30 protein-coding genes and 3 pseudogenes are annotated in these 26,740 nt (G+C 68.9%); 17 read left to right on the top strand and 16 right to left on the bottom strand.

The window, feature by feature from the left end; all coding sequences use genetic code 11:
* Positions 1–294: 294 nt before the first annotated feature.
* A complete protein-coding gene (locus CP978_RS01855; RefSeq protein WP_043436995.1) occupies positions 295–996 on the top strand; it encodes a DsbA family oxidoreductase in 702 nt (233 codons plus the stop codon).
* An 86-nt stretch (positions 997–1,082) separates the two neighbouring features.
* On the opposite strand, the gene CP978_RS01850 is transcribed toward CP978_RS01855, so the two are convergent.
* The gene (locus CP978_RS01850; protein ID WP_043436994.1) at positions 1,083–1,592 is read right to left on the bottom strand and encodes a winged helix-turn-helix transcriptional regulator; all 510 of its coding nucleotides are present in this window, start codon (positions 1,590–1,592) and stop codon (positions 1,083–1,085) included.
* Between the two features lie 72 nt (positions 1,593–1,664).
* Between CP978_RS01850 and CP978_RS01845 the strand changes: the two genes are divergently transcribed.
* From CP978_RS01845 to CP978_RS01835, 3 genes are all read left to right on the top strand, one after another.
* Positions 1,665–2,369, top strand: a complete 705-nt coding sequence (locus CP978_RS01845; protein ID WP_158508310.1) for an MFS transporter — start codon at positions 1,665–1,667, stop codon at positions 2,367–2,369.
* The gene (locus CP978_RS01840; protein WP_144401417.1) at positions 2,366–2,926 is read left to right on the top strand and encodes a hypothetical protein; all 561 of its coding nucleotides are present in this window, start codon (positions 2,366–2,368) and stop codon (positions 2,924–2,926) included. Before CP978_RS01845 ends, CP978_RS01840 begins: the two co-directional genes overlap by 4 nt.
* Positions 2,927–2,995: 69 nt before the next feature.
* Complete coding sequence (locus tag CP978_RS01835; RefSeq protein WP_043436993.1) at positions 2,996–3,697, top strand: SDR family oxidoreductase; 702 nt, start codon at positions 2,996–2,998, stop codon at positions 3,695–3,697.
* A 148-nt stretch (positions 3,698–3,845) separates the two neighbouring features.
* On the opposite strand, the gene CP978_RS01830 is transcribed toward CP978_RS01835, so the two are convergent.
* On the bottom strand, positions 3,846–4,478 hold the full coding sequence (locus tag CP978_RS01830) for an FMN-dependent NADH-azoreductase (RefSeq protein WP_043436991.1): 633 nt from the start codon (positions 4,476–4,478) through the stop codon (positions 3,846–3,848).
* Between the two features lie 179 nt (positions 4,479–4,657).
* On the opposite strand from CP978_RS01830, the gene CP978_RS01825 reads away from it, so the two are divergent.
* The 4 genes from CP978_RS01825 to CP978_RS01810 all read left to right on the top strand — a co-directional run bounded on the left by CP978_RS01825 (position 4,658) and on the right by CP978_RS01810 (position 7,816).
* Positions 4,658–5,098: a winged helix-turn-helix transcriptional regulator gene (locus CP978_RS01825; RefSeq protein ID WP_079161956.1), complete on the top strand. Its 441-nt coding sequence runs from the start codon at positions 4,658–4,660 to the stop codon at positions 5,096–5,098.
* Between the two features lie 279 nt (positions 5,099–5,377).
* Entirely contained in the window at positions 5,378–5,791 is a 414-nt protein-coding gene (locus CP978_RS01820) for a hypothetical protein (protein WP_063839033.1), read from the top strand.
* Between the two features lie 269 nt (positions 5,792–6,060).
* Complete coding sequence (locus tag CP978_RS01815; protein ID WP_079161955.1) at positions 6,061–6,909, top strand: LysR family transcriptional regulator; 849 nt, start codon at positions 6,061–6,063, stop codon at positions 6,907–6,909.
* 121 nt (positions 6,910–7,030) lie between these two features.
* Positions 7,031–7,816, top strand: a complete 786-nt coding sequence (locus CP978_RS01810; RefSeq protein WP_158508308.1) for an SDR family NAD(P)-dependent oxidoreductase — start codon at positions 7,031–7,033, stop codon at positions 7,814–7,816.
* Positions 7,817–8,462: 646 nt separating this feature from the next.
* On the opposite strand, the gene CP978_RS01800 is transcribed toward CP978_RS01810, so the two are convergent.
* The 5 genes from CP978_RS01800 to CP978_RS01780 form a co-directional block, all read right to left on the bottom strand.
* The gene (locus tag CP978_RS01800) at positions 8,463–9,164 is read right to left on the bottom strand and encodes a helix-turn-helix transcriptional regulator (protein WP_043436988.1); all 702 of its coding nucleotides are present in this window, start codon (positions 9,162–9,164) and stop codon (positions 8,463–8,465) included.
* A gap of 72 nt (positions 9,165–9,236) precedes the next feature.
* Complete coding sequence (locus tag CP978_RS01795) at positions 9,237–9,416, bottom strand: DUF6104 family protein (protein WP_043436985.1); 180 nt, start codon at positions 9,414–9,416, stop codon at positions 9,237–9,239.
* Between the two features lie 3 nt (positions 9,417–9,419).
* Positions 9,420–9,818 (bottom strand): hypothetical protein, encoded by a 399-nt coding sequence (locus tag CP978_RS01790; protein ID WP_227745600.1) that lies wholly within the window; start codon positions 9,816–9,818, stop codon positions 9,420–9,422.
* A 43-nt stretch (positions 9,819–9,861) separates the two neighbouring features.
* Complete coding sequence (locus CP978_RS01785) at positions 9,862–10,563, bottom strand: DUF2249 domain-containing protein (protein ID WP_043436981.1); 702 nt, start codon at positions 10,561–10,563, stop codon at positions 9,862–9,864.
* Between the two features lie 71 nt (positions 10,564–10,634).
* Positions 10,635–10,952 carry a hypothetical protein gene (locus CP978_RS01780; protein WP_052453922.1) on the bottom strand — a complete coding sequence of 106 codons (318 nt, stop codon included), beginning with the start codon at positions 10,950–10,952 and terminating at the stop codon, positions 10,635–10,637.
* Positions 10,953–11,063: 111 nt separating this feature from the next.
* On the opposite strand from CP978_RS01780, the gene fdxA reads away from it, so the two are divergent.
* The 3 genes from fdxA (at position 11,064) to CP978_RS01765 (ending at position 12,364) form a co-directional block, all read left to right on the top strand.
* A complete protein-coding gene (gene fdxA, locus CP978_RS01775) occupies positions 11,064–11,384 on the top strand; it encodes a ferredoxin (RefSeq protein ID WP_043436979.1) in 321 nt (106 codons plus the stop codon).
* Between the two features lie 125 nt (positions 11,385–11,509).
* Positions 11,510–11,881 carry a cupin domain-containing protein gene (locus tag CP978_RS01770; RefSeq protein WP_043436978.1) on the top strand — a complete coding sequence of 124 codons (372 nt, stop codon included), beginning with the start codon at positions 11,510–11,512 and terminating at the stop codon, positions 11,879–11,881.
* Positions 11,882–11,932: 51 nt separating this feature from the next.
* Complete coding sequence (locus CP978_RS01765) at positions 11,933–12,364, top strand: hypothetical protein (RefSeq protein ID WP_043436977.1); 432 nt, start codon at positions 11,933–11,935, stop codon at positions 12,362–12,364.
* A 387-nt stretch (positions 12,365–12,751) separates the two neighbouring features.
* Here the strand turns inward: CP978_RS01765 and CP978_RS01760 are convergent, their stop codons facing one another.
* From CP978_RS01760 to CP978_RS01735, 6 genes are all read right to left on the bottom strand, one after another.
* The gene (locus CP978_RS01760) at positions 12,752–13,084 is read right to left on the bottom strand and encodes a cupin domain-containing protein (protein WP_043436976.1); all 333 of its coding nucleotides are present in this window, start codon (positions 13,082–13,084) and stop codon (positions 12,752–12,754) included.
* 44 nt (positions 13,085–13,128) lie between these two features.
* The gene (narI, locus tag CP978_RS01755; RefSeq protein WP_043436974.1) at positions 13,129–13,872 is read right to left on the bottom strand and encodes a respiratory nitrate reductase subunit gamma; all 744 of its coding nucleotides are present in this window, start codon (positions 13,870–13,872) and stop codon (positions 13,129–13,131) included.
* Positions 13,869–14,591 (bottom strand): nitrate reductase molybdenum cofactor assembly chaperone, encoded by a 723-nt coding sequence (gene narJ / locus CP978_RS01750; protein WP_052453921.1) that lies wholly within the window; start codon positions 14,589–14,591, stop codon positions 13,869–13,871. Before narJ ends, narI begins: the two co-directional genes overlap by 4 nt.
* Entirely contained in the window at positions 14,588–16,219 is a 1,632-nt protein-coding gene (gene narH, locus CP978_RS01745) for a nitrate reductase subunit beta (protein ID WP_043436972.1), read from the bottom strand. Before narH ends, narJ begins: the two co-directional genes overlap by 4 nt.
* Positions 16,219–19,872: a nitrate reductase subunit alpha gene (locus CP978_RS01740; RefSeq protein ID WP_052454502.1), complete on the bottom strand. Its 3,654-nt coding sequence runs from the start codon at positions 19,870–19,872 to the stop codon at positions 16,219–16,221. Before CP978_RS01740 ends, narH begins: the two co-directional genes overlap by 1 nt.
* Before the next feature lie 445 nt (positions 19,873–20,317).
* Complete coding sequence (locus CP978_RS01735; protein ID WP_162484961.1) at positions 20,318–20,482, bottom strand: hypothetical protein; 165 nt, start codon at positions 20,480–20,482, stop codon at positions 20,318–20,320.
* Positions 20,483–20,728: 246 nt separating this feature from the next.
* Here CP978_RS01735 and CP978_RS34735 point away from each other — a divergent pair, with 246 nt between their 5' ends.
* A complete protein-coding gene (locus tag CP978_RS34735) occupies positions 20,729–20,875 on the top strand; it encodes a hypothetical protein (RefSeq protein WP_158508307.1) in 147 nt (48 codons plus the stop codon).
* A gap of 55 nt (positions 20,876–20,930) precedes the next feature.
* Here the strand turns inward: CP978_RS34735 and acnA are convergent.
* Positions 20,931–21,469 (bottom strand): annotated as a pseudogene (gene acnA, locus CP978_RS01730) (aconitate hydratase); the annotation flags it as partial.
* Between the two features lie 26 nt (positions 21,470–21,495).
* Here acnA and CP978_RS01725 point away from each other — a divergent pair.
* Positions 21,496–21,654, top strand: a pseudogene (locus CP978_RS01725) (integrase core domain-containing protein); the annotation flags it as partial.
* A gap of 55 nt (positions 21,655–21,709) precedes the next feature.
* Here the strand turns inward: CP978_RS01725 and CP978_RS01720 are convergent.
* The gene (locus tag CP978_RS01720; protein WP_043436965.1) at positions 21,710–22,321 is read right to left on the bottom strand and encodes a TetR/AcrR family transcriptional regulator; all 612 of its coding nucleotides are present in this window, start codon (positions 22,319–22,321) and stop codon (positions 21,710–21,712) included.
* A gap of 107 nt (positions 22,322–22,428) precedes the next feature.
* Between CP978_RS01720 and CP978_RS01715 the strand changes: the two genes are divergently transcribed.
* From CP978_RS01715 to CP978_RS01700, 4 genes and pseudogenes are all read left to right on the top strand, one after another.
* The gene (locus CP978_RS01715; protein ID WP_043447900.1) at positions 22,429–23,088 is read left to right on the top strand and encodes an NADPH-dependent F420 reductase; all 660 of its coding nucleotides are present in this window, start codon (positions 22,429–22,431) and stop codon (positions 23,086–23,088) included.
* Between the two features lie 45 nt (positions 23,089–23,133).
* Entirely contained in the window at positions 23,134–23,880 is a 747-nt protein-coding gene (locus CP978_RS01710) for an SDR family oxidoreductase (protein WP_043436963.1), read from the top strand.
* Between the two features lie 86 nt (positions 23,881–23,966).
* Positions 23,967–24,127, top strand: a pseudogene (locus CP978_RS35420) (GNAT family N-acetyltransferase); the annotation flags it as partial.
* A gap of 207 nt (positions 24,128–24,334) precedes the next feature.
* The gene (locus CP978_RS01700) at positions 24,335–25,585 is read left to right on the top strand and encodes an IS701 family transposase (RefSeq protein WP_170307423.1); all 1,251 of its coding nucleotides are present in this window, start codon (positions 24,335–24,337) and stop codon (positions 25,583–25,585) included.
* Between the two features lie 567 nt (positions 25,586–26,152).
* Here the strand turns inward: CP978_RS01700 and CP978_RS01695 are convergent.
* Positions 26,153–26,731 (bottom strand): TetR/AcrR family transcriptional regulator, encoded by a 579-nt coding sequence (locus CP978_RS01695; protein WP_043436960.1) that lies wholly within the window; start codon positions 26,729–26,731, stop codon positions 26,153–26,155.
* Positions 26,732–26,740: the final 9 nt, after the last annotated feature.

The raw sequence follows: 26,740 nt of genomic DNA, 5'->3' as shown, positions 1-26,740 counted from the left end.
AGGCCATGTGGTGCTGGCATTGCTCGACGAGGGTGTAGGCGCACCAGCCGTGGCCGAGGTCGTAGTGCTTGCCAGGGCTCGCCGTTCGCGGCGGCCCCGGAGGCGACGGCGTCGCGGTCGACGAGGACTTCGACGGTGCGGACGTTGCGGGCGAAGTAGCCGGCGTCCGAGCCACTCCTGGAGCTCGAACAGGGGCATGGGCTCCTTTCTCCGCGCACATGCGTGTGCCTTTTGTAACCCGTTCTATTCTGACGCAGGATGGTGTTGCGAACAAATAGTAAGTAGGGAGAAGAGATGCGTATCGAGATGTGGTCGGACATCATCTGCCCGATCTGCGGGGTGACCCAACTTCAGCTCCGCAACGCGGTGCAGCGGTTCGCTCATGGGGACGAGGTGGAGATCGTCCACCGCTCCTTCCAGGTCCACCCCGGCCTCCCTGAGAAGGGCATCACCCAGACCCGGCTCAGCCTCAACGCAGGCATGAGCATCGAGCAGATGGAGCAGGTGCTACGCCCGGTCGAGCGCCGCGCCGACGCTGAGGGCTTCGGCGGCTACCACGCCATCGACCGCACGCTCGGGCCGACCGCTCTGACCCATGAGCTCCTTGCCTACGCGAGTGACCAGGGCAAGCACGAAGAGGCCTGGACCGGCATGTTCCACGCGCACTTTCACGAGAGCCGTCAGCTGTGGACGATGGACCAGCTCGTGGAGTTCGCCGGCGAGATCGGGCTCGATCAGGAGGAGGCCCGGGCGGTGCTCACCTCCCGCCGGTACAAGAGTCGGGTGGACGCCGAGCAGGCCCGCGCGCAGCGGATGGGCGCACACGGCACCCCCTTCATCGTGATCGACGAGAAGTACGGCGTCGGCGGCGGCGTCGACACGCCCACACTGGTCGGCGCCATCGAGCGTGCGTGGAGCGAGAGCTACCCCGCTCGTGTGCTGACCTCGCTCGGCGAGGGCGACCGGTGCGGCCCTGACGGAGTCTGCGCGATCTGAGCGACTGCGCTGCCGGCCTCGGAACGCCCCGTGGGCGGGCAGTCGTCCGCCCACGGGGCGTCGCCGCATCGGCAATGCGCCGCAGGTCAGCGAGGGAGAGGTCCGAGGAGTCGGTGGGGCTCGGTGCCGCGGGTGGGGGTGTAGGCGGGTTCGAGGTCGACGGGTCGGGGCTGACGGTCGACGTCGCGGGCAGCGGGAACGACCTGGCAACGCTCGCAGTATCCGGTGTCGTCGAGGCTCGTGCCGCACTGGTGGTGTGTGAAGTCCTGCCGGAACTTCGGCTCGAGGTAATTCTTGTTGCCGAATTGCGCGAGCCCGGAAACGACGGGCCAGAGGGTCTCTCCCCTGGGGGTGAGCTCGTACTCGTCGTGGGCTCCGGCGCCGGGGACGCGGGCCACGATGCCTTCCTCGACGAGGCCGTTCAACCGCTGAGTGAGCACGGCGGGTGAGATGCCGAGGCGTTTGCGGATGTCGCTGTAGCGGCGAAGTCCGAAGAACAGGTAGCTGATGATCAGCAGCGTCCATCGTTCGCCCACGACGTCGAGCGTGCGGGCGATCGCGCAGTCGTCCATCCGATAGCCAGTACCGAGTGCCATGGCCTCATCGTAGCAGTTGGTTTGATGACAGAACCGTCCAGTGCTATCGTCACCGATGTGATTAATGGTTCTATGACCGAAGCAACTGTGTCGAGGGGGCGGCGTTGGCCGTCCGTTCCGTCCGGCGTCGGGTTCGCCGGAGTGTCGGCGGCGATGGTCGCCATCCTGGTCGCGGCGGGCGCCCCCACGCCGCTGCTGCCGATCTACGAACACGAATGGGGTTTCCCGGCGTGGATGCTCACCCTCGCGTTCGGCGTGTACGCGATCGCGCTGCTGGTGTCGATCCTCGTGATCGGGTCGCTGTCAGATCACATCGGGCGCCGACCGCTGATGATCTTCGCCCTGGGGCTGGAACTGGTGAGCATGCTGGTGTTCCTGTTCGCCCCGTCGGTCGGCTGGCTGATCGTGGCCCGGATCGTTCAGGGCATCGCGACGGGAGCCGCGTCCAGCTCGCTCAGCGCCGCCGTCGTCGAGCTGGCGCCCGCGAACCGGAAGAAGCTCGGGGCGCTCATGAGCGGCCTCGCACCCCTGGCCGGTCTCGCGATCGGCGCACTCTTCGCGGGACTCCTGGCCCAGTACGCCACTGATCCTTATGCGGTCGTCTGGCTGGTCCTGGTCCTCGTGACGGTGGCCGGCACCGTGTTCGTCCTCTTCGTCCCGGAGACCGTGACCCGCAAGCCCGGCGCGGTGGCCTCACTGACCCCGCGGGTGTCGCTGCCGGCGCAGGTCCGCGGCCTGTTCGCCGCGTCGCTTGCGGGATCATCAGCGCGTTCATGATGATGTCGCTGTTCCTGGGCCTGGTCCCCATCGTGCTGGTCGGCGCGTTCGCCGTGACGGCCCCGATCGTCGGGGCGTCGGCTGCGTTCGTGGCCTTCGGTGTCGGAACCGTCGTCTCGGTCCTCACCGGCAACGCCCGCCCGCACAGCCTGCGCTCCCTCGGCTCGGCAGCACTGGTCGTCGGCTCGGTCATGTTCATCGGCGCCGTCGGTGCCGATGCGCTCCCGCTGCTCTGGATCGCGGCCGTGTTCGGCGGCGCAGGGCTCGGTGCGGTGTTCTCCGGCATCACGCGCGGTCTCGTTCCGGAGGTCGCCCCGCATGAGCGGGCGGCGCTGTTCGCGACGATCTATCTCGTCGCCTACCTCTCCATGGGCCTGTCCGCGATCGTCGCCGGCCCGTTCGTCGATGTCGTCGGCATCGGCACGGTGGCTGTCTCGTTCGGGATCGTCACCGCCGTCGTCGCCCTGGTCTCGGTGTTCACCACCACTACCCACACCACCCGCCGCAAGAAGGCGATCGCTCCGCGGCAGGCCGCCCGGACGCAGCCTGCCCGGTGATCTGACTGCACGAGCATCAGCCCCGATCCGTGCAGGATCGGTCGATTCAAGAATCCAAGGAGAAGAACAATGACTCTGCTCAAGGACTCCACCGTCCTCGTCACCGGTGCGAACGGCGGGATTGGCGCCGCCCTCGTGCAGGCCGCTCTCGATCGCGGTGCTCGCCGCGTGTACGCGGCCGCCCGCACCGAAAAGCAGTGGGACGACGAGCGTGTGGTCCCGCTCCACCTCGACCTCACCGATGCCGTGTCGATCGAGCAGGCTGCGGCTACGGCTTCGGACACCACGGTCCTGATCAACAATGCCGCGATCTTCCCGCACGGCGATCTGCTGACCGCCCCGTGGGAGCAAGTCACCGAGGTGATCGAGATCAACCTCACCGCCCCCATCCGTCTCACCCGAGCCCTCGCTCCAGCTCTGCGCTCAGCGAAGGGCGCCCTGGTGAACGTGAACTCCGTGCTCAGCTGGTTCGCCGTCGGCAAGGCACACAGCGTCTCCAAGGCCGGGCTCTGGATGGCCACCAACGCCTTCCGCCTCGAACTCGCGCCCGACGGTGTGCAGGTGCTCGGCGTGTACCCCGGACCGACCGACACGCCCATGCAGGCCGGCAAGGACCCCGCAGGGATGAACAAGCCTGCGGATGTCGCCACCGCGATCTACGACGCGCTCGAAGCCGGTGAACACGAGCTCCTCGTCGACGACATGACTCGAAAGGTCCACTCCGCGCTCTCCGCGCCCGTCACCGCCCTCTACCCGGCACTCGCCCAGTAGCCCCAGACCGGCCTGGTGCGGTCGAGGCCCCTGACGCGACCGCACCAGGCCTTCGCTCCACACTCTCCCCGCCGCGCACGACCATGTCCGAGCAGCGGAGCGGTGCCAGGGCCCGCGAGCCCGGCATGCTCCAAACGGGTCAGTACACCTAGGCCGCGGGGGACAGGTCCGCGGCGTGGCGGCGGGCCAGGTCGTGGGCCCGGGCCAGCGAGGTCTCGTAGAGCGGGACCAGGTGCCGCAGCGGCTGCATGATCGGCGCATACGTGAGCTCGGGAGTGATGGTGCGGACGTCGAGGCCCAGCGTGTCGCCGAGGATGGTCTCCAGAGCGGGAACGACGAAGTCCTTGCCGTATTGCGGGCTGCCGGGACCGTAGCCGCCGCCGCGGGCGGAGACGAGGACGGCGGGGCGCCCGGAGGCGGGGGCGGTGCCGCCCGTTCCGAAGGTCCTCCCGACGATCATGATGTGGTCGAGCCATGCCTTGAACACCGAGGGCATCGAGTAGTTGTACATCGGGACCGCGAACAGGTAGGCGCTCGCGCCCAGGAACTCCTCGACGAGTTCATCCTGCAGTGCCGCTGCTTCCTGCTGCTCGGGGGTCTGCTCGTGGGCAGGGGTCGTACGGACGGTGATGCCGGCGGCGTCCAGGTGACCGAGCGGGTTGAGGGCGAGGTCGCGGGTGACGACGTCTCCGCTCCAGTCCTTGGCGAAGGTGTCGGCGACCTGCCGGGAGTGCGAGGCGTCGCCGGAGGCGGAGGAGTCGATACGGAGAAGGTAGGACATGGTCGCGCTCTCTGTGTCGGGGGATCTCGGGATCTCCGAAATCTCAGGGTCCGGGAGAAGCCGGGGGCAGCGGTGCCTCCCGAACCTCACTTCTTGTTCGTAACCCGACTGTGCATTAGTTTTGCAGGCGCTGCAAAAGGCACACTCATGTGCGCGATCGGCGAGAAGAGGCGGCAGTCATGAGCTCGAGCAAGATCGGCGCGGCGCGTGTCGACGTACTGCGAGATGTGCGGCGAAAGCCGGGCCCGTGCGCCCAGTGGGACAGCCAGGAGACGGACTTCATCCGCGAGATTCTCGACCTGGTCGGTGACAAGTGGAGCGTGCTGATCATCGGCACGCTTGCCGACGGCCCTGTGCGCTATTCCGAGCTCGCGGACGCGATTCCCGGCATCTCCCAGCGCATGCTCACCCTCACCCTGAAGCACCTCCAGCGCAGCGGGCTCGTGAACCGCACCGCGTACCCGGAGGTCCCGCCCCGTGTCGAGTACTCCCTGACCGGCCTGGGCACCTCGCTGCTGTCCACGGTTCTGGATCTGGCCGCCTGGTCCGCCGGCCATCACCGTGAAATCCGCGGCCATCAGCGCGCGTTCGACGCCGAGGTGACACCGACGAAGCGGTGATGGGCGGCTGGGACACGGCACGGACGGTCGCCACGTCGGTGGCGGTCAGGCGCGGGCCGGGCGGCTGGAGAGATCGTGCCGCCCGGCCAGCCGCCTCTCAGCTCGCCGAAGGCGTGGGTGCCGGCGGGGTCCCGAGCCGGGTGATCTCCGGCGTTCGGAGGATGCGGGGGTTCGGCACCGTCGAGCCGTGCCGCAGCAAGCATCGCGCGCCCGAGATGCCCGGTACTGGTCATATGTCTGGGTGCGACCGGACCACGCCCACCTGGCGCGGGTGACCGCGTGGGCATCCCGACTACCCGGCTCCTGAAGCGGATTCGACGCACGCGAGCAAGAGCTCAGCACCACCGCGGAACAACTCCGCAGATCGACGAGCTCATCGCGCGCCTGGGCGAACTCGACGACGAGATCGAGAATCTGGCAGTGACCCGCAAGGTACTCCTCGCTCCACCGCCGACCACCCCGGAACCGACCGGCCCGCCGCCCGCCCCGTCGGCCTCCCCGGCCTGTCAGCAGATCCTCGACGCATTCGCCGACGCCGCCGGGCTGATGCGCGCCGACGACCTGTGCGAGCGCCTCGACCTCGCCTTGACGCCGAAGAACATCGAGAGCACCCGGCACAAGCTCAAACGCCTGGTCAACCTCGGTATGCTCGCCGAGCCCGAACCCGGCTTGTTCACCCAGCGCCGTCCGTAGCGGCCCTCCGCTGCGTCGCCCGCCCGTCACAAGCGGTCCGTCACCGGACTGGGGCGTGATCGCTGACGGCCCGCCGGAGCTCTGCTCATGACGCTCGGCGCGGCCCTGCCCTCCACTGCGCACAGTTCCGCCACGCTGTTCAGCGGGCAGGCCGTCCCAGGACTTGGCGCCGTCGCTCCCCGGCCGCAGCTCGTGGACCATGTCGTTGAACGCGCTCAGCCTGCCACCCCGGTCAAGCCGCACATGACACGTGTCCACAGGCTGGCCTGATGTGGGAATCTGGCCGCGTGAGCATATTGGAGACCCGCGAGATGGAGTGCTTCGTCGCTGTGGCGGAGTCCCTCCATTTCGGGGCAGCGGCCGAACGACTCGGCACCACGCAGCCTGCTGTGTCCCGGACCGTGGCTCGACTGGAGCGCCGCCTGGGAGTACGCCTGCTGGATCGGACCACCCGGCAGGTGGCCTTGACGCCTGTCGGTGAAACTTTCCTTGCCGACTGCCGCGCGATCCTGGTGAGTGTTGAGCGGGCGGCGCGGCAGGCGCGGAGGTCCGGACAGTCCGGGCGGCTCGTGGTGGCCGTGCGGCCGGGCACCGCACAAGGGGCCTTTGCTGACGTTCTTGCTTCCTACCGTGCCCGTCCCGGCAGCATCCCGGTGGATGTCGTCTTCACACATATGCAGGAGGCCGCACTGCGCGACGGTACCGCCGATGTCGCACTGCTGTGCCAGACGGACCCGTTGCCCGAGGACCTGGGAAGGATGGAAGTCGGATGGGAAGAACCGGTGGCGCTGCTACCGGTAGGCCATCCCCTGGCCGCGCGCAGCGCGCTGAAGCTGGCCGACCTGCTCGCCCTCGGGAACTTCACCGAGCGGCTGCCGCTTGAGAGCTTGGAATCCGTCATCGACCGGGTGGCGCTCGCGGACCTCGTGGTGATCACCGGGCACACCGCCCGGCGCCGGCTCGGTCCGACGGTGACCGCCGTCCCGGTGCTGGACTCGCCGAGTGCTCACCTGCACCTCACCTGGCTGCCGACGGTGCAGAACCCGGAGCGTGACGTGCTGCTGCGCAGGGCGGGGCACGTCCTCGATGCCGTGAGGAGCCGGCAGCCGGTCCATTGATGCGGCTGAGGCATCAGCGCATGCCCAGGCAGTCATTGCTCCCGGGCCGGCGGCCCGCTGAGATTGACGAAGGGGCCGAACGGCCTCGGATGCCGGAAGCGAAGGGCGCATCACGATGTCAATGACCGCAGACACATCGGTGGCAGAACTTGGTGGCAAGCACGCCATCGTCACGGGCGCCAGCCGGGGTATCGGCGCCGCCATCAGTCGAGCCTTGGCCGGTGCCGGGGCCCGTGTCCTGCTGGTCGGGCGGTCGGAGGAGACGCTTGCGAGGGTGGCTGCCGAGTTGCCGAACGACCCGGTCGTCATGGCTGTCGATCTCACTCGCCCCGATGCTCACCAGACTGTCATGAACCGTGCCGAGGAGGTGTTCGGGACGGTTGACGTACTGGTGAACAACGCCGGCGGCGGCGGTGCTCACGGCCCGCTGCACACCGTGCCGCTGGCCGACGCGGACACCAGTTGGGACCTCTATCTACGGGCACCGCTCTTTCTCAGCGCACTCGCCGCCATGAACATGGCCGGACACGGCGGAGGAAGCATCGTCAACATCTCATCTGGGCTTGGGCAGCAGGGAATGGCGGGCACAAGTGTGTACAGCGCCCTGCGTGCGGGGATCGAGGGCGCCACCCGGGCACTGGCCGCGGAATGGGGAGCACAACAGGTGCGAGTCAATGCTGTGTGTCCGGGTGTGACCCGCACGACCCTCGGCTCCTGGGTCACCGCAGACGCTGCGACCTTCAACCGCTATCTCGGCAAGGTGCCGCTCGGACGCATCGGTGAACCTGAAGACATCGCCGCTGCGGTGCTCTTCTTGAGCACGGCCCGCAGTTCCTACATCACTGGCCAGACTCTGAACGTGGACGGCGGCTGGGCCACCTCAGTCCCCAATCCGGCAGCCCATTAAAGATCATTGCCACCCCGCGTGGCTTCCGATGCCCTGACTGACGCGTTCGTGAGGCAGGGCGTAAGGGACGCGTCGACCGGGCGCTGGGCCACGTGCCCGGTCATCCGGTGGATCGCTGCCTCGTGCCGTGGCTCCAGGAACAGGAAGTACGTGGTCAGAGCCTGTGTGTCGGCAAGCCGGGTTCCGCTTGGCGAGCTTCACAGGACTTTTTCGAAGTATGCGTCGGTGTCGGTCGGCTCCGTGTCCCACAGCGGCCCGCCGGACCAGGCCCGCATGTGGTCGAGGTGCCCGGCGTCCAGCATCGGACAGCCCCTATCCGCCTGCCCTGAGCCGGCTCACGGTGGAGCATCGCGGCATCGACCGCCTGGCCGATGTGACCGACCACGATCTCGACCTGTATCTGGATCACGTCCGCTCCATCCAGGCCAGCACGAGCGCGCGCCGTCAGCTGTTGGGCGCCGTACGTGTCATCTGGGCCCACGCACCCCGCCTTCCTGTGGAACACCGCATGCCCGTCGCCGAACGCGGATGGTCGAAGACATCGGCCCGGATGTCCGCGACGCCTGGCGGGAGTTCCGGCAGCTCTATACGGGAACCCACCCCAGCCAGGCCCGGTTCGCCGGACTGCCGCGAGGTGAACGGTTGGTCAGGCGATGCGGTCTGCCTGCTGTTCTGCGGGTGTGAGATGGGCCAGGCACAGCGAGGGCTCGACGAACGGCTCCAGCCGGTCCACGCTCAGGGGAGCGCGCACTTCCTTCAGGGCGCCTCGCATGAGTCCCAGGTGCAGGGAGCACACCACGTCGCGGTGTTCCTCGGCGACTTCCCTGAACGGGCAGTGGCGCAGTGGGATGGCTGTGTCCGGTCGGTCGTGGACGGAGCCGGGGGCGAAGCCGACGTCCGTGAGTACTCGGGTCAGTCGCCGGATGGCCTCGTCGGTGTCGATGCGCTGGGCCGGAGAGGGGGTGTCGGCAAGGTAGCGGCCCCATGCCTCGCCGGCGGTGGCCGCGGCCTGTGCCGGCTGAGGCAGTGCCTCGGTGATGAGGCCGGTGAGCATCTGGGCGAGCAGCTGGTAGCTGCGCCGGCCTGCCGGCGCCGGGGAAGCGGCGGCGCGGTAGACGGCGCGGGGCCTGCCCGGCCGGCCGCCTCCTTCGGTGCTGCGCTCGGCGAGCCCCTCCTTGACCAGCGTGTCGAGGTGGAAGCGGGCCGTGTTGGAGTGCAGGCCCGTCTGTTCGGCGATCTCCCGTACGCCCACGGCTTCGGGCGTGGCGCGCAGGACGTCGAGTACATGGGCCCGGCTCTCGCCCACGGCGGGAGGGCCGGCCGGATCATGCAACGTCTGCTCACTCATTTCGCCAATTTTACCCAGTGTGCGTCGTAGAAACGAGTGAAAAGTGTCGCCTGCGTCCGTTGGCTGGCTTCGTCATTCGTCGTCGGGGTCGTCGAGTCGGGCCAGCCAGGTGGCGAGGCGGTCGGTGGGGATCTCGAATTCCGGGTTGAGGTCGACGAAGTACTGCGGCTGGTCGGCGAGCCAAGCCAAGCTCACGGTTTCCTTGCCTCGACGGTCCAGGAGTTCATCGATCGCCTGGTCGGTGACGTGCATCGCTCACTCTCTCGTGCGCCGTGCTGGTGGCATGGGCCGTGGGGCCGTTGCCGGGGTCGGATCGGAGCGGCGGCGGATCTGCATGCCGGGGCGGCGGCGGTGCACCGTCACGTAGGCCAAGCCGCCAGGCCCTGCGATGATGCTGCGCGTCGAACCGTGCGGCAGCCACAGGAGTACTCCTGCCGTCAGCGGCAGCGCCCCTTCGGGGGTGTCCATCACGCCGTCGCCGGTGACGACGAGTATCAGGACGTCCAGGTCGGGCTCGGCGTGGGTGGCGATGTGGTCCCCTGCGAGCAGCCGGATCAGGTTGGCATCGAGTTGGCGTCCGGACTCGGCCAGTTTCCACAGCACGCTGGAGGATTCTGGGGATTTGCCGGTGAGGGCCTGGACATCGCACAGCATGCGTGCCACGGCAGGCTCCTCCGGCTGCCCGCTGCTCCGCCTCTCAGGCATCGTCGTCCACCCGTGTGATGCGGATCTGCCACTGCTCGGGCCCGGACTCGAGGTACTCCCAGGTGAAGCGGCCGGGGTGGGTGGCCTCGAACTCGCGGCGCAGCGGCTTGGGGTCGTGGTTGTTGACCAGGACGAAGGACTCCCCGCCCGCGAGGCGGGCGAATCGGGTGAAGATGCGCGGGTGACGCTGGCCATGCGGGATCTCGCGGACGTCGACGATCTCCGGATCTTCCAGCCGGCCACCCGCCAGGACGGTGCTGAAGTCGCCGACGAGGGCGGACACGTCGGCTCCCGGCAGCGCCGCCAAGGCGGGCAGCAGCACAGTCCGCTCCACGCCGAGATGGACGGTGAGCATGCCCGCGAGGGTACGTGCTGCTCCCGCACGTTCAGTGCTGTCGGTTACGGCGGTCAGCGAGTCCGTGTGCCGGCCGATGATCTCGGCGGTAACACGCAGGGCGCGGACCAGCAGCCTGGTTTCGGCCGCCCCGGACGCGGCGGCGTACAGCGTCTGCTCGGTGGCTGTCAGCAGGCGGTGCAGCTGATCGGTGAACGCGGTGGTGAGTTCCTGGTGGGGCTCGGTCAGCGCGACCAGCTGTTCCAGCAGTTGCCGGTGGGTCTCCTCGACGACGGCCCGCGCCCGGACGTCCGGGTCGGTGTCGGTTGCCTGGATGAATACCTCTGCAGCGGGTGACATGCGTGATCCTCATTCCTCTCGCGGGGCCGCGTGCGCCTGCATCGAGATTATTACATGTGGTTTCGTAAAAATTAGGCCGAGGTGAACGGCGCTCGCGTGGTGTCGTGATCGCCCAGCAGCATTCGACATGCCGGACCGACCAGGACTCCGGCGCGTTCGGTGGGCGGTGTGGCGGCGAAGGTTTCGGCGTACCGGGCCGGTGCAGAAGCGGTCAGCGTCGCCAGGGCGGTCTCCCGGGCGTCCGTGCTCAGTTCCAGTTCGGTCAGCAGGGCGACCTTCGGTTGCAGGTCGGCGAGCAGCCGCTGGTGAGCCGCGCGGACCACGACCCGCGCCTGGACGGCAGGGTCGCTCTCGCCGGCCTGGATGAAGACCTCAGACGTCGGCGTCACGGCTGTGGTCCCTCTCCTGCAGCGCCCCGAACGGGCACCATCAATTAGTACATGTAGTATTCGTAGAAACCTGGTGCTGGAAACCTCTGAGACGAGAGGGGAGGCGCGCCGATGACCTACGTGATCGCGCAGCCGTGTGTGGATGTGAAGGACAGGGCGTGCGTCGAGGAATGCCCGGTGGACTGCATCTACGAGGGGCAGCGGTCGCTGTACATCCATCCGGACGAATGCGTGGACTGCGGTGCGTGCGAGCCGGTCTGCCCGGTCGAGGCGATCTTCTACGAGGAGGACGTACCGGCCCAGTGGTCGCAGTACACCCGGGTGAACGCCGAGTTCTTCGACGCGCTCGGATCGCCCGGCGGCGCCGCCAAGCTGGGATTGATCGAGCGTGACCACCCGCTCATCGTCGCTCTTCCGCCACAGGGTCGGTGACGGCCCCGGAAGCCGCCACGGCCGTGCACCGGGCCCGGTACCCGTCCGGCTCGCCGGAGCGTGTCGAAACCGATCGGCCCGGGCCTGCCCCACGCCTCATGACCGCATAGCGAGGAAGGAACATCATGCACATCGCCGAGATCGCCACCTCCCCCCGCCGCCGCGCGCCCGTGCCCGGCGGCCCGACCGCGGCCCTGCTCACCACCGCGGAAACCTCCGACCAGGTCGCCGTCCTCCACGTGGAACTGCCCGCGGGCGCCGCCATGCCCGAACACGACCACGGCGCCTCGCAGATCGTCCTCATTCCGCTGTCCGGATCCGTCGAGCTGCACCACAACGGTCAGGCTCGGACGCTGACGGCCGGTACGGCCGCTGCCCACATCGCCCGCGGCGAGCGTGTCAGCCTGACCAACCCCGGTGACCAGTCAGCCTCGCTCATGGTCGTGGCATCGCCCCCGGAGTTCGCGGACCGCCTCGCGTCCTGGCCGCCGGCGTGATCCACCCCACCCGACAGCCGTCCCTTGGCGCGGCAGAGAGGCAACGCATCGATGAACACCACGTCGGCCGCGATCGCGGGCGCGGTCGTCTTCCTCTGGCTCGGAATGGTGCTGGCGATCTCCTTCCTGGAAGCGCCGCTGAAGTTCCGCGCGCCCGGGGTGACCATCCCCATCGGACTGGGCATCGGCCGGATGGTCTTCCGTGCGCTGAATCTCGTCGAGGCCGTCCTGGCCGCCGCCGTCGTCGCGTCGGTGGCCGTCGGCGGCTCCCCTTCGGCGGCCGTCGTGGTGCTCACCGTCGCCGTGGCGGTGCTGCTCGCCGTACAACTGGGCGTGGTTCGCCCTCGGTTGAACCGCCGGTCGGACCGGGTTCTTGCCGGAGAGGAGCTGCCCCGCTCGCGTGGGCACGTCTACTACGTGGCCTTGGAGATCGCCAAGGTCATCGCCCTGACGGCGCTGGGGATCAGCCTGCTGGCGCGGTAGCCCGCCTGCCGGGCCGGGTCTCTACGAGCAGTACAGGGAGGCCGGCCTTCGCGGAATGGGCCTGGAAGCCACGACTCACTCTCTTTTGGGTGCCGCATGGCGTGGCATGCCGTTGTCGGGGCATCCGTGCCCCGTGGACGTCACTGACAGCGTGGTCGGGGTCACTGCCTGGGACAATGAGCTGGCGCTGCCGCTCGGTGCACGTGTCGCCGGATTCAACGCGTCTGTGCTCTGGAAGGTCACGCAGGGGCCGCCCGCTTCACGGTCCTGATCGGTGATCTTGGATCGCCGATCTGAGTTGTATCCGAGACCTTCGCTCACCTGCGGCCAGCAGTTCCGGCCTCGACGCCAGGTTCCCGAAGCCGGCCCCGTCGGGATATGCCGAGGTCAGGCGGACTTGGCGACGGTCAGTAGTGCCGCGGCGTCTTCGAGGGCCTGAAGGCTGTGGCGGGCGGGCGGTACCAGGAGCAGGTCACCTGCCATGCCCTCCCACACATCGTCGCCGCTGTGCAGCCGTACCCGGCCATGCAGTACGAGGACGGTGGCCTCACCGGGGTTTTCGTGTTCGGCCAGGGTGGTGCCGGCGGTCAGGGCGATGAGTGTCTGGCGCAGGGTGTGCTCGTGGCCGCCGTAGAGGGTCTCGGCGCTGCGGCCGGTGGACGAAGCCGCGGCCCGTTCCAGGTGCTCGCGGGCCTTCGCGTCGAGGGAGAGCTTCTGCATGGCGCGGTTACCGTTTCTCTGTCGGAGAGCTTGACTAGCTCGGGTCAGTAGCGGACGCCGATGCGGCGCCAGCGGCGCCCGCTGGTGCCCGGTTCGGTGGGATGGGCGGCGGTGCGGGAGCGGTAGAGAATGAACGGCCGCCACAAGTACCACAGCGGGACGCTCCAGGCGTGGACCAGCCGAGTGAAGGGCCACACCGCGAGAATGGCCCACGCGGCGGTGGCATGGACCTGGTAGATCAGCGGAGCGTGGGAGATCGCGGCCACGTCCGGGTTGCCGGCGAACAGGCCGCGGAACCACAACGCCACGCTCTGACGGTAGTCGTAGCCGGCACCGAGGAGGTTGATGCCCATGGTGGGGATGATGCCGAGCACGATGACGACGGCGAGCAGGAGGAGGGCCACCCAGTCGACGGGGCTGGTGGTGGCACGGACCTTGGGCACGGTGGTCCGGCGGAAGGCGAGGATCACCACGCCGAAGATGACGGCGAGTGCGGCGATGGTGCCGCCGATGGAGGAGAACCAGCGGTAGGCGCCCTCGGGGATGCCGAGCCACCGGGTGAACGATTCGGGGATGAGGATGCCCATGATGTGGCCGGCGATGGCCGCGAAGGTGCCGTAGTGGAAGAGCGGCCCGCCCCATTTCAGCAGGCGGCGCTCCTGGAGTTGGGTGGAGCGGCTGGTCCAGCCGAACCGGTCGTAGCGCCAGCGCCAGACGTGGCCGACGACGAAGGTGACAAGGGCGAGGTAGGGCAGGATGACCCACCACCACAGGTCCCAGGAACTCACCGGCCCTCCTTTGCGCTCAGGAACGCTCGGTGCGTCGGGTAGGCGGATGGTGTCGGGCGTCCGGGCGGGGCGATCGGGTCCAGTCCGGTCTGCTCCGGTGGGCCGAAGGGCTCCAGGCCGACGTGTTCGCCCGGTGGTCCTTCGGCGGCCAGCCGTCGCCACGTGTCGCGCTCGTGGCGGGCTGGTTGGGGCAGCCGGCCGCAGAGGGTGTCGAGGACGGCGGCGTAGGGGGTGGAGTGCTTGTGAAGCGCCTGCCGGAGGAGTTCGAGTCCGGCCCGGCATTGCAGCAGGATGCGGTGGCCGGGTTCGGGGGCGAGGGCGGCGAACTCCAGGATCAGCGGCAGGAAGTCCGGCAGCTCCGCCTCGGGCGGTTCGTGTCCGGCCTGGCGGTAGGTGTGTTTGAGGGCGAGCAGGGCCATGCCGCGGGCGCGGGTGTCGCCGTGCCGGTAGTAGGTCAGGTGCAGGCTGCGGCGGCGGGTGTGGTCGAAGGTGTCGACGTACTGCTGGGCGGTCTCGGTGGGGGGCAGGCGCAGCAGGTGGTCGCAGGCGGCGGCGAGCCGGGTGCGGTCGGCCGGGTCGGCGATTGCGGGGAGTGCGGTGGTGATGTCCTCGAGGCAGGCGAGCATCGTGTCGTCCGGGTAGCGCAGGAGGACCGAGGCGATGCGGTGCACCAGCGGCGTGTCGGCTGACGGGTGGCGGGCGCGGCGGCGGGGGATCACTGGCTGCTCCCGTCGCCGAAGATGCCGGGGGCGGGGCCGGTGCCGTTCCAGCCGAGGAGGTTGAAGCGGACCTTTCCGTCGCTGTCGCGGAACTGGCTGCCGCCGCCTGACGGGTTCAGGCCGGGCAGGGGTGGCGGGGCGGGGGTGAGCTGGTCTTCGTCGTGGGCGGCGAGGTCAGACACGCCGCCGGGGTGGTCGAGGGAGCAGTGCTGGGCCATGAGGGCGCCGGAGCCCTCGGCGTGCACCCGGGGGATGACGTAGCGGTCGTCGTACTTGGCGATGGCCAGCAGCCGGTACAGGTCCTCGATGTCCTGGGCGTTTGCGCCGACCTGGCCGAGGAGGTCCTGGTCGGGCGGGTCGCCGAGCTGCTGGGCACGCATGTGGGCGCGCATCGCGGTCAGTTTGCGCAGGACGCCCTCCACCACGGTGGTGTCACCGGCGGTGAAGAGGTTGGCCAGGTACTCCATGGGGATGCGCAGGGCGTCGATGGCGGCGAACACACGGTCGGGGTCGTCGTCGTGGTAGCCGGTGGCGTGCATGGCGTCCGTGACCGGGGACAGGGGCGGGACGTACCAGACCATGGGCATGGTCCGGTACTCCGGGTGCAGCGGCAGCGCCACCCGGTGCTTCTTGATCAGCGCGTACACCGGGGAACGTCGGGCGGCCTCGATCCAGTCGTGGGCGATGCCGTCACGCTCGGCCGCAGCGACCACGTCCGGGTCGTGCGGGTCGAGGAAGACCGACAGTTGCGCCTCGTACAGGTCCTTGTCGTCCTTGACGGAGGCGGCCTGGAGGACGGCGTCGGCGTCGTACAGCATCACGCCGAGGTGGCGCAGCCGGCCCACGCAGGTCTCGGAGCAGATGGTGGGCTGACCGGCTTCGATGCGCGGGTAGCAGAAGGTGCACTTCTCGGCCTTGCCGGTGCGGTGGTTGAAGTACACCTTCTTATACGGGCATCCGGAGACGCAGAACCGCCAGCCGCGGCAGCGGTCCTGGTCGACCAGGACGATGCCGTCCTCCTCGCGCTTGTACATTGCCCCCGAGGGGCAGGAGGCGACGCAGGAGGGGTTGAGGCAGTGCTCGCAGATCCGCGGGAGGTAGAACATGAACGCGTGCTCGAACTCCATGCGCACCCGTTCTGCCATGCCTTTCAGGTTCGCGTCGGCGCCTGCGTACTCGGCGGCTCCGGCGAGGTCGTCGTCCCAGTTCGGGCCGTGCGCGGGGCGCATATCGCGGCCGGTGAGCTGGGATTTGGGGCGGGTGCTGGTGAACCTGTCGGACAGCGGGGCGGTGGTCAGGCTCTGGTAGTCGTAGGTCCACGGTTCGTAGAAGTCGTCGAGCGAGGGGAGTTCGGGGTTGTAGAAGATGGTGGCCAGTTTGCGCAGCCGGCCGCCGGCCTTGAGTTTCAGCTTGCCGCGGCGGTTCAGGGTCCAGCCGCCCTTCCACTTCTCCTGGTCCTCATACCGGCGCGGGTAGCCGGCGCCCGGTTTGGTCTCGACGTTGTTGAACCAGACGTACTCCGATCCGGGCCGGTTGGTCCAGGTCTGCTTGCAGGTGACCGAGCAGGTGTGGCAGCCGATGCACTTGTCGAGGTTCATCACCATCGCCACCTGCGCCATGACCCTCATCAGAAGTCCACCTCCTGGCTGCGCCGCCGGATGACGGTGATCTCGTCCCTTTGGTTGCCGGTGGGGCCGATGTAGTTGAAGCCGTAGGAGAACTGCGCGTAGCCACCGATCAGATGGGTGGGTTTGATCAGCAGGCGGGTGAGGGAGTTGTCGCCGCCGCCGTGCAGGCCGGAGCTCTCCGTCTTCGGCACGTTCAGGTGCCGGTCCATGGTGTGGTACATGTACACCGTGCCCTCGGGCATGCGGTGGGTGACCACCGCGCGGCAGGCCACGACCCCGTTGCGGTTGTACGCCTCGATCCAGTCGTTGTCGGCTACGCCGATCTTCTCCGCGTCCAGTGGGCTCATCCAGATCACCGGCCCGCCGCGGAAGAGGGTGAGCATGTGCAGGTTCTCCTGGTACTCGGAGTGGATCGACCACTTCGAGTGCGGAGTCAGGTAGCGCACCACGAGTTCCGGGTGACCGTCCGGTGAGCGGGTCGGGTCGCCGAAATGGGCCAGCATGGTCAACGGTGGCCGGTAGACGGGCAGTTGTTCGCCGAACTCGGCCATCCAATCGTGGTCGAGAAAGAAGTGCTGCCGGCCGGTCAGGGTGTGCCAGGGCTTGAGGCGCTCGACGTTGACGGTGAACGGCGAGTAGCGGCGGCCGCCGGACTCGGTGCCGGACCACTCCGCCGAGGTGATCACCGCACGCGGCTGGGTACAGGTGTCCTCGAAGGTGATCCGGTCGCCGGAGCGTTCCTCGGCCAGGTCGGTCAGGTCCACGCCGGTGCGCTCCTCCAGCGCGCGCAACGACTGAACGGCCAAGCGGCCGTTCGTGGTTCCGGACAGAGCCAGGATCGCCTCGCAGAACTGGTCGTCGCGAGCGATTGAGGGACGCCCCTCGGCGACGCCGCCCCGCACGGTGCCGTTGCGTGAGCGCAGGTAGTCGATCTCGTGCTCGGGCTTCCAGGTCAGGCCCTTGGTGGTGGTGCCCAGACTGTCCAGCAGCGGCCCGACGGCGGCCATCTTCTCGGCCACCGCCGTGTAGTCGCGCTTCACCACGATCAGCTTCGGCATCGTCCTGCCCGGTACCGGCTCGCACTCGCCGGCCTTCCAGTCGCGCACCCGCCCGTGCGGCTGCGCCAACTCGTCCGCCGTGTCGTGGGCCAGCGGCGCGGCGATCACGTCCCGCCGCACACCCAGATGGACGGCGGCGAGCTTGGAGAACTCCGCGGCGATGGTGTGGAAGATGTCGAAGTCGGTGCGGGTCTGCCACGGGGGTGCGATCGCCGGGCTGAAGGCGTGCACGAAGGGGTGCATGTCGGTGGAGGACAGGTCGTACTTCTCGTACCAGGTCGCGGCGGGCAGCACCACGTCGGAGAACAGGCAGGTGCTGGTCATGCGGAAGTCGACGGCCACCGACAGGTCGAGCTTGCCGACCGGGGCCTGCTCCCGCCAGGTGACGTCCCTGGGCCGCACCTCCGGCGGGGTCTCGGCCGCGGTGACGGCGTCGTCGGTGCCGAGCAGATGCCGCAGCATGTACTCGTGGCCCTTCATCGACGATGCGAACAGGTTCGCCCGCCAGATGAGCAGCACCCGGGGGAAGTTGGCCGGATCGCCCGGGTCCTCGGCGGCGAACCGCAGCCTGCCGGCCTTCAGCTCCTCGACGATGTACTCCGGTACGTTTTTGCCGGCCCGTTCGGCCTCGTCGCAGATGTCGAGGGGGTTGCGGTCGAAGGCGGGGTGGGAGGGCATCCAGCCCAGCCGGGCGGCCAGCGCGTTGCAGTCTGGCAGGGTACGTCCCGTCAGTTGGCCCTGCCCGAGGGGGCTGGCCAGCGTGTCGGCGGGGAACGCCTCGTAGCGCCACTGGTCGGTGGCCAGCCAGAACAGCGGTGTGCCCACCATGTGCCGAGTGGGGCGCTGCCAGTCCAGGCCGAATGCGAGGTGGAACCAGCCCGTGAACGGGCGTACTTTCTCCTGGCCGACGTAGTGCGCCCAGCCGCCGCCGTTGACGCCCTGGCTGCCGGTGAGCATCACCAGCGACAGGAACGCGCGGTAGATCTGGTCGGAGTGGAACCAGTGGTTGGTGCCCGCTCCCATCGCGATCATCGAACGGCCGCCGGTGCGTTCGGCGTTACGGGCGAACTCCCGCGCCACCCGGGCAGCCGCCTTCGCCGGGACCGAGGTGATCGTCTCCTGCCAGGCCGGGGTGCAGGGGCTGTCCGCGTCGTCGTAACCGGCCGGCCAATGGCCGGGCAGGCCCTCGCGGGCCACGCCGTACTGGGCCATCACCAGGTCGAAGACCGTGGTCACCAGGTGCCCGCCGACCCGCATCGCCGGCACACCGCGCCGCAGCACGGCGCCGGACTCGCCGGGCCCCGCGTCGAAGCGCGGCAGGTCGACGGCCACCGCCTCGCCCTCCGACCGCCCGTTCAAGGACAGCAGCGGGTCGGCGCCGTCCAGTCGCAGGTTCCAGTGACCCTGGTTCGACTCGGACCAGCGAAAGCCCAACGACCCGTTCGGCACCACTGGCTCCCCGGTGCGCCCGTCCAGCAGCACCGTTTTGAACTCGGCGGCCTCCTCCCCGTCGTCCCGGCCGGGCAGGTCGGCGGCGGTGAGGAACTTGTCCGGCACGTACCCGCCGCCGTCGCGCTCGCGCAGCCGCACCAGGAACGGCAGGTCCGTGTACGTCTTCGCGTACTCGGTGAAGTACGGCACTCGGCGGTCGCGGTAGAACTCGGTCAGGATGACGTGCCCCATGGCCATCGCCAACGCGCCGTCCGTGCCCGGAGCGGCCGCGAGCCAGTCGTCGGCGAACTTGGTGTGGTCACCGTAGTCCGGGGAGACCACCACGACCTTCTGCCCCCTGTAGCGGGCCTCGGTCATGAAGTGCGCGTCCGGGGTGCGGGTGATCGGCAGATTGGTGCCCCACACGATCAGGTAGCCGGCGTTCCACCAGTCGCCGGACTCCGGCACGTCCGTCTGGTCACCGAACACCTGCGGCGAGGCCATCGGCAGGTCGGCGTACCAGTCGTAGAACGAGGAGATCGTGCCGCCGATCATCGACAGGTAGCGGGTGCCCGCCGCGTAGGACGCCATGGACATCGCCGGAATCGGGGAGAACCCCACGATGCGGTCCGGGCCGTACTGCTTCACGGTGTGAACCTGTGCCGCAGCCACCAGTTCCGTCACCTCGCGCCAGTCGCAGCGCACGAAGCCGCCCTTGCCGCGGGCCCGCTTGTAGGCGGCGCGCCGCTCCGGGCCCGCGGTCAGCCACTCCCACGCCTCGACCGGATCCGCGTGCCGTGCCTTCGCCTGCCGCCACAGCTCAAGCAGCGGGCCACGCACGTACGGGTATCGGATCCGGGTGGGCGAGTAGGTGTACCAGGAGAACGACGCCCCACGCGGGCAGCCCCGCGGCTCGTACTCCGGGGAGTCGGGTCCCACGGAGGGGTAGTCGGTCGCCTGCATCTCCCAGGTGATCAACCCGTCCTTGACGAACACCCGCCACGAGCACGACCCCGTGCAGTTCACCCCGTGCGTGGAGCGCACCTCCCGGTCATGGCGCCACCGCTCCCGGTAGAACTCCTCCGCCGCCCGGCCGCCCTCGCGATACAGCATCCGCCGGTCGGGTGACTGGGTGCCGGGGAAGAAGTACTGCGCCGTACGCATCAGCCGCTCGGCCGCCGCATCGGCCCGGTCGGTGCTCACACCACGCCTCCTCGGACGCTGCAGTTGCCTACCCGTACCCTTGCCTCGCGTGACCGGCCGCAGGGGTGGTCACCACCATGCTCTTCGGATGGCCGAACCGAACAGGTCCGACACACCGTCAGTCGATATACATGGCAGAGCGGACGATTGAAGGGGTGAAGCACGGCGGCCCGTGTGCAGGCCAGGCGTCGGGACGGTGCGCAGGGGACGGGCCAGTGAGTCGTACCGTCGCTGCCGTGACCACCGGGTCACCCCCTCTCCGTCCGCCCACACACCCACGGGCTCTCCGCCCCGCTGCGGACGGCGCGGTACGGGGTCGGCGTCGGGATCCGGACACGGTCGGTCTTGGGGCCTACTCCCCGAACGGCAACCGGCCAATCGCACAAGCAGCCTTACGTACATCCCGTCACTTTGCTCCCGGCCGCCGGGAGTGCCGGAGGGCGCCGGCCGGTACGGCGAGCATCCCGGCGAAGACCGCTGCCCATACCGCCAGGGCCGCCCACGCCTCGCCCGCGCCGGTCGAGGCCATCCAGCCCCAGCCTGCGGTCTGGCCCAGTTCCCGGGTCGCCACCCCGTGCTGCCGGGTGTGCCGCCATCGAGTATGTGAACGCAGCCGTGAGCGATGAAGGTGAGCAGGCCCCCCGAGCACCCGCCGCTCCGGCGCATCCGGTGGTGGCGGGTTACGACGGATCCACGGTGAGCAGCCGCGCGCCGGCGTGGGCGACCGGACTGGCCCGCCGGACCGGACGGCCGCTGCTCGTCGCCTACATCACCCCGGTACCCATGTCGTACGACCCCGGGGACGGTCGTCGTTCCTGTGGCCGAGCAGGCCGCCCGCCTGGCCACAGCCCCGCTGGAGGAACTGTGCGACACCTTGATCAGCCGGAGCCGCCAGGTGTTCGACGACGACGTCGCCCTGCTCGCCCTGCGCACCCCATCAGCGGCCTGGCACGGTGAGACATGAATCCTGCCTTCTGGCGTGCCGGGCATCGCGGGCGGTCGTCCTGACGGGGTGGCGGTCAGGATGGCAGCAGGGTGCGCAGGGCGTAGGGCAGGATGCCGCCGTGGCAGTAGTAGTCGGCCTCGGTGGGGATGTCGATGCGTACCCGCGCGGTGAACCGGATGGTGCCGGCGGGGCCGTCGGCGATGACGGTGACCTCGCGCGGCAGTCCCTCGGCCTCGGTGCCTGTCAGGCCGCGGACGGTGTAGATCTCCTTGCCGGTCAGACCGAGGGATTCGCGGGTCTGGCCCGGCTGGAATTGCAGGGGCAGGACACCCAGGCCGATGAGGTTGGAGCGGCGGATGCGCTCGTAGGACTCGGCGAGTACAGCCTTCACGCCCAGCAGGGCGGTGCCCTTGGCGGCCCAGTCGCGCGAGGAGCCCGAGCCGTACTCCTTCCCGGCGATCACCAACAGCGGGACGCGCTCGTCGGCGTAGCGCATGGCGGCGTCGAAGATCGTGGTCTGCTCCCCGTCGGGCAGGTGGCGGGTGACGCCGCCCTCGGTGCCGGGGCGACCAGGTTGCGCAGCCGGATGTTGGCGAACGTGCCGCGGAAAACCGAGCTGATTTAAGCCCCGGCGGTCCTGGAAGACGCTCTCCCAGGCCGAGCTGGCCACCGCCGAGTGGGTCGACTGGTACAACCACCGGCGGCTCCACGGTGAGATAGGGCACGTCCCACCCGTCGAATACGAAACCAGCTACTACACCGAACTCACGAAACCCCAGGTCACAACCACAATCTGAGATCTTTACCGAACCCGGGGCAGTTCACCGGTGCTGGTCAGCCCCGGCTGGTACGTCAGTTGCAGAACGCCGTGACGGACCGCAGCGCGACGTCGATCGAGGCGTGGAGGTCGTCGCGTTCGGCACCGGCCGCGGCGTGGACCGCGAAGCCCTCGGTGAGGACCATCACGAACCTCGCCAGCGCTCGGGCGTCCGCCTCTGCTCGAAGATCACCGTCCTGAATGGCTCGAGCCAGCCGCTGTGCGAGCGAGCACTCCGTAGCGGCCCGGCCGGCAGCGAGGGTTTCGGGGACACCGGCGTTCTGCGGTGAGCAGGCCAGGCCGCCCTGAACGGAGAGGCAGCCGCGGGGGTGGTCGCCGGCCGTGAGGGCGTCGGCGCTGCTACGCAGGAAACTTTCGATGACTGCGTACGCGGTCGGTTGCTCGAAGGTGTCGGCGACATAGGCCACCTTGGTCTTGCGGTAGCGGTCGAAGGCACGCTGGAAGAGCTGTTCCTTGCTGCCGAAAGCGGCGTAGAGGCTGGGCCGGTTGATGCCCATGGCGCTGGTGAGGTCGCTCATCGACGTCCCCTCGTAGCCCTGCTTCCAGAAGACCTCGACAGCGCGGTCGAGGACCGTTTCCTCGTCGAAGCCGCGTGGTCGGCCCGTGCTCGGCGTGTCTGTCGTCATTCCACCATTCTACCGATCGGTACAGTTTCCGGAACACCCAGCCAACCGATCGGTACAAAACCTGTTACGGTGGCCCAACCGAACGGTACAAAAGGAGGGTGGAGGCCGTGGCCACGATCGGAATCATCGGGGCGGGAGAGGTCGGCAGCCAGATTGCTCGGGCGGCCCTGGCGAACGGATACGAGGTGGTCCTGGCGAACTCCCGGGCACCGGAGACCCTGGCTCCCCTCATCGCGCGGCTCGGACCGGGAGCGTCCGCCGCATGGGCAGCGGACGCGGCTGCTGCCGGCGACTTCGCCGTCGTGGCGATGCCTCTCACCGCCGCAGACCAGCTACCGGTCGAGGAACTGGCCGACAAGGTCGTTCTGGATACGAACAACTACATGGCGTGGCGCGACGGCCGTATCCCGGTGATCGACTCAGGCGAGAAGACCGAGCACGAGCTCCGCCAGGAACAGCTGCCGAGGTCCAGGGTCGCTAAAGCCTTCACCCACATCCAGGCGCCGGTCCTGCTCACCACCGGGCGGCCGACCGGTGATCCCGGCCGTCTGGCGCTCTCGGTCTCCAGCGACTTTCCCGACGCCGTCGCGCTGGTGACCCGGCTCTACGACCAGTTCGGCTTCGACACCGTGGACAACAGTCCGCTGAGCGAGTCCTGGCGCACCGCACCGGGCCAACCCGCCTGGAACCACCACGACCGCCAAACGCGTGCCGAACTGGCCCGCAACCTGCGCGACGCCCGTTTCATTTCCCACGCGCGCCCGTGATCACGGGTGTCCCGACTCAACTCCACAACACGAAGAGGAAGACCCATGACCGCACGACCGCTTGAGGGCAAGACCGCGCTGGTGACCGGAGGATCCCGGGGAGTCGGCGCCGGCATCGTCGCCCGCCTGGCAGCCGACGGCGCGGCAGTGGCGTTCACCTACGCCCGGTCCGCCGAGCGCGCCGACGCCGTGGCGGCCGCGGCCGTCGCATCGGGAGGCGCCGTGTTCCCGATCCACGCCGACAGCATGCACGAGGAGGACGTCGAAACCGCCGTCGCGCGGACCGTCGAGCGGTTCGGCGGCCTGGACATTCTCGTGAACAACGTCGCAGTGGCGTCCTTCGCACCGATCACCGACCTGAAGATGGACGAGATCGATGCCATGCTCACGATCAACGTGCGGTCCACTGTCGTCGCGATCCGACAGTCGCTGGCTCACATGGACACAGGCGGGCGGATCATCAACATCGGCAGCATCAACGCCGACCGTACGCCGTTCCCCGACCAGTCGATCTACGCACTGACAAAGGGCGCGCTGGCGAGCCTCACCCGGGGCCTCGCGCGTGAACTGGCACCGCGCCACATCACCATCAACAACATCCAGCCCGGACCGATCGACACCGACGCCAACCCCGCCGACGGACCCGCCGCCCAGGCCATGCTCGGTGTCATGGCGGCCGACCGCTACGGCACCGCTGCCGAGATCGGTGCTTTCGTCTCGTATCTTGCTGGACCTGACGCCGACTACATCACCGGCTCCAGCCTGAACATCGACGGCGGCTTCACCGCCTGACGGCCGAGCGAAGCCTTTCCAGGGCCTGAGCCAGCGGAGGACCCCGGCGTGATCGCCGGAGTTCTCCGCTGCGCATGGAGGGCCACCGCCGGTCCGGGATCGGAGCCGAACTCATCGCCGAGGCCGCCCGGCAAGCCCGCGAAGCCGGATGCGATGGCTTCACGTCGACTTCGAGGACGCTCTACGGTCGTTCTACTTCGACGCCTGCGGGTTCAAACCGACATTGGCAGGTCTCATCCCGCTCTGAGCCGGCCTCGACGCATGATGCCCTGGCCGTGCGCAGCCGTGAAGCCCCTGGTAGGACAGGTCTCACCACAAGATCATGTCCGTAGCTACCAGAGGCTTCACGTTGGTCACCTATGTAGCCACGCTAGTAGGGCTTGGTCAGCTTCACTCGTGAGTGGCGTGTCCGGTGGCGTCGGGGTGTCGTTGTGGGGGTGTGACACCTGGGGAGATGACCGAGGTCCGGGAGGACCTGGAGGCGTTCACGGCGGAGTTGTTCGACGGGTTCTTCCGCGCGGACCAGCGGCGCTGGGGGCAGGCGTATGTACGAGGGCTGCTGCTGGACGGGCGGCGCAAGTCGGTGGAACCGATGGCTGCCCGTCTCGGCGAGGACGGCAACCGCCAGGCGCTGGCGCACTTCATCACCTCCAGTCCGTGGAATGCGGCCCATGTGCGGGCCCGGCTGGCCTGGAGGATGTATGAAGCGATCGGTCCGGAGGCACTGATCGTCGACGACACCGGCTTCCTCAAGGACGGTAACGCCTCTGCATGCGTATCCCGGCAGTACACCGGCACCGCGGGCAAGGTCACCAACTGCCAGGTAGGCGTGTCGCTGCACCTGGCCAACGACCGTGCCTCGGCCGCGATCGACTGGCGGCTGTTCCTGCCCGCTTCCTGGGATCCCGCCTCGCCGGAGACGGATGCGGCCAAGGTCGCCCGCCGTCAGCGTTGCGGCGTCCCCGCCGACGCCGGCCATGTGGAGAAGTGGCAGTTGGCCCTGGACATGATCGACGAGGCCCGCAGTTGGGGCGTGGACGTTCCGCTGGTCGTCGCGGACGCCGGATACGGCGACGCCACCGCCTTCCGCCTGGCCCTGGAAGAACGGAAACTGGCTTACGCCGTCGGCGTCTCCTCCCGGCTCACTGCTCACCCTGAACATGCGCAGCCGGTTACCCCGCCTTATCAGGGCATTGGCCGACCGCCGGTGGCGACGTATCCGGACAAGCCGATGACGGTGAAGGAACTGGTCATCGAGGCCGGCCGGCAGGCGGCCCGGCCGGTGTCCTGGCGCGAGGGTTCCCGGCCGGGAAAGGGGCGCAGTGGCTTCAAACGCATGTACTCGCGCTTCGTCGTCCTGCGCATCCGGCCCGCCGGACGCGAGATCCGCCAGGCCACCAAGGGCGCGGGGCTGCCCGAGCGATGGCTGCTGGCCGAATGGCCCGCCACCGAGCCGGAACCGGTGCAGTTCTGGCTGTCCAGTCTGCCCTCCGGCATGCCCCTGGCCTCGCTGGTCCGACTGGCCAAGCTCCGCTGGCGCATCGAGCACGACTACCGCGAGATGAAACAAGCCCTCGGACTGGCCCATTTCGAAGGCCGCACCTGGAACGGCTGGCACCACCACGTCACCCTCGTCTCGGCTGCCCACGCCTTCTGCACCCTGCAACGGCTGGCACACGACCCAAAAGACGCGGCGCAGGACTGAGCCTTTACCAAGTAGTCCGCGAGATGCAGACACTCCTCGCCCTCTGGATCGGCACCTGCCCCACCTGTCACCGCGACATACCCACCCCGATACCAACCTGACCAAGCCCTACTAGTGCTGTGGCCGGGAAGGTTCACCGGCTCGCGACGCCCGGCGCGGCTCCCCCACGCTCGGCTGCGCTCGCGCGGGAGGTGCCCCCACCGCCGCGTTGTCGCACCACCCGAGTACATCCAGTACGCGGGTAATGCTCCGCCTTGCGATGCTCCCCCACTGCCTGAAGGGCGTGGGAGGTGCCCCCCAGCACCGGACGCCGCGAGCTTTCCGGCAAACCTTCCCGGTCACAGCACTAGACGAGGACGACGACGAGGGCAGCGGCGAATGCCGCGGCGTTAGGGCGTGTATCGGGTCGTGCTCGATGAGCATCGCACTTCCGGGGCGGGTGCCTGCTTGAGCTACGGGGCCCCGCAATCTGCGGCTGCGGCGTATGGGCGCGAGTGACCGGAGGCGATGCCGCAGGCCGACGGCGGGGACCGAGGACCTCGGCTGTCTGCCTGCCGGGATGGTGGGTCAGACGATGGCGAGCCGGTCCACCAGCAGCTCCACCCTCCGCTCGGCATCCCCCGGCAGCAGTCGTCCCGCCCGGGTCAGGGTCGCCAGCCCGTGCAGGGCCGCCCAGAACACCTCGGTGAACAGCCCCGGGTGGACGCCGTCTCCGGCGACTTCACCCAGGCTCTCCAACAGTGCGGCGAAGGCGTCCTTCAGCGGCTCGGGGGTGTCCTCCTGTGCGTACGCGAGGCCGCCGTCGAGCTGGAAGAGGGCGTCGTAGACGGCCGGGTTGCGTGCGGCGAAGTCGAGGTAGGCGCGGGCGAGGGCGTACACCCGGGTGCGTGGGCCTTCCGCGGCAGCGGTTGCGGCCCGTACCTCCGCGGCCATCTCGGTGGCGCCCTGGAGGGCGACGGCGCCGACGATCTCGCGTTTGCCGCGGAAGTGGCTGTAGAGGACGGGCTGGCTGTACTCGATGCGCTCGGCCAGCCGGCGGGTGGTGACCGCGTCCCAGCCCTGCTGCTCGGCGAGTTCGCGGGCCGTCGCCACGATGAGGCGTTCGCGGCCCGCCCTCTCACGCTCCTTGCGTTCCTGTACCGACATGATCCGACT

The organism is Streptomyces nodosus (assembly GCF_008704995.1).
In the GTDB taxonomy this organism is placed as follows: domain Bacteria; phylum Actinomycetota; class Actinomycetes; order Streptomycetales; family Streptomycetaceae; genus Streptomyces; species Streptomyces nodosus.
The sequence above is the reverse complement of the archived record's forward strand: the minus strand, read 5'-3'. Positions and strand labels throughout refer to the sequence as shown.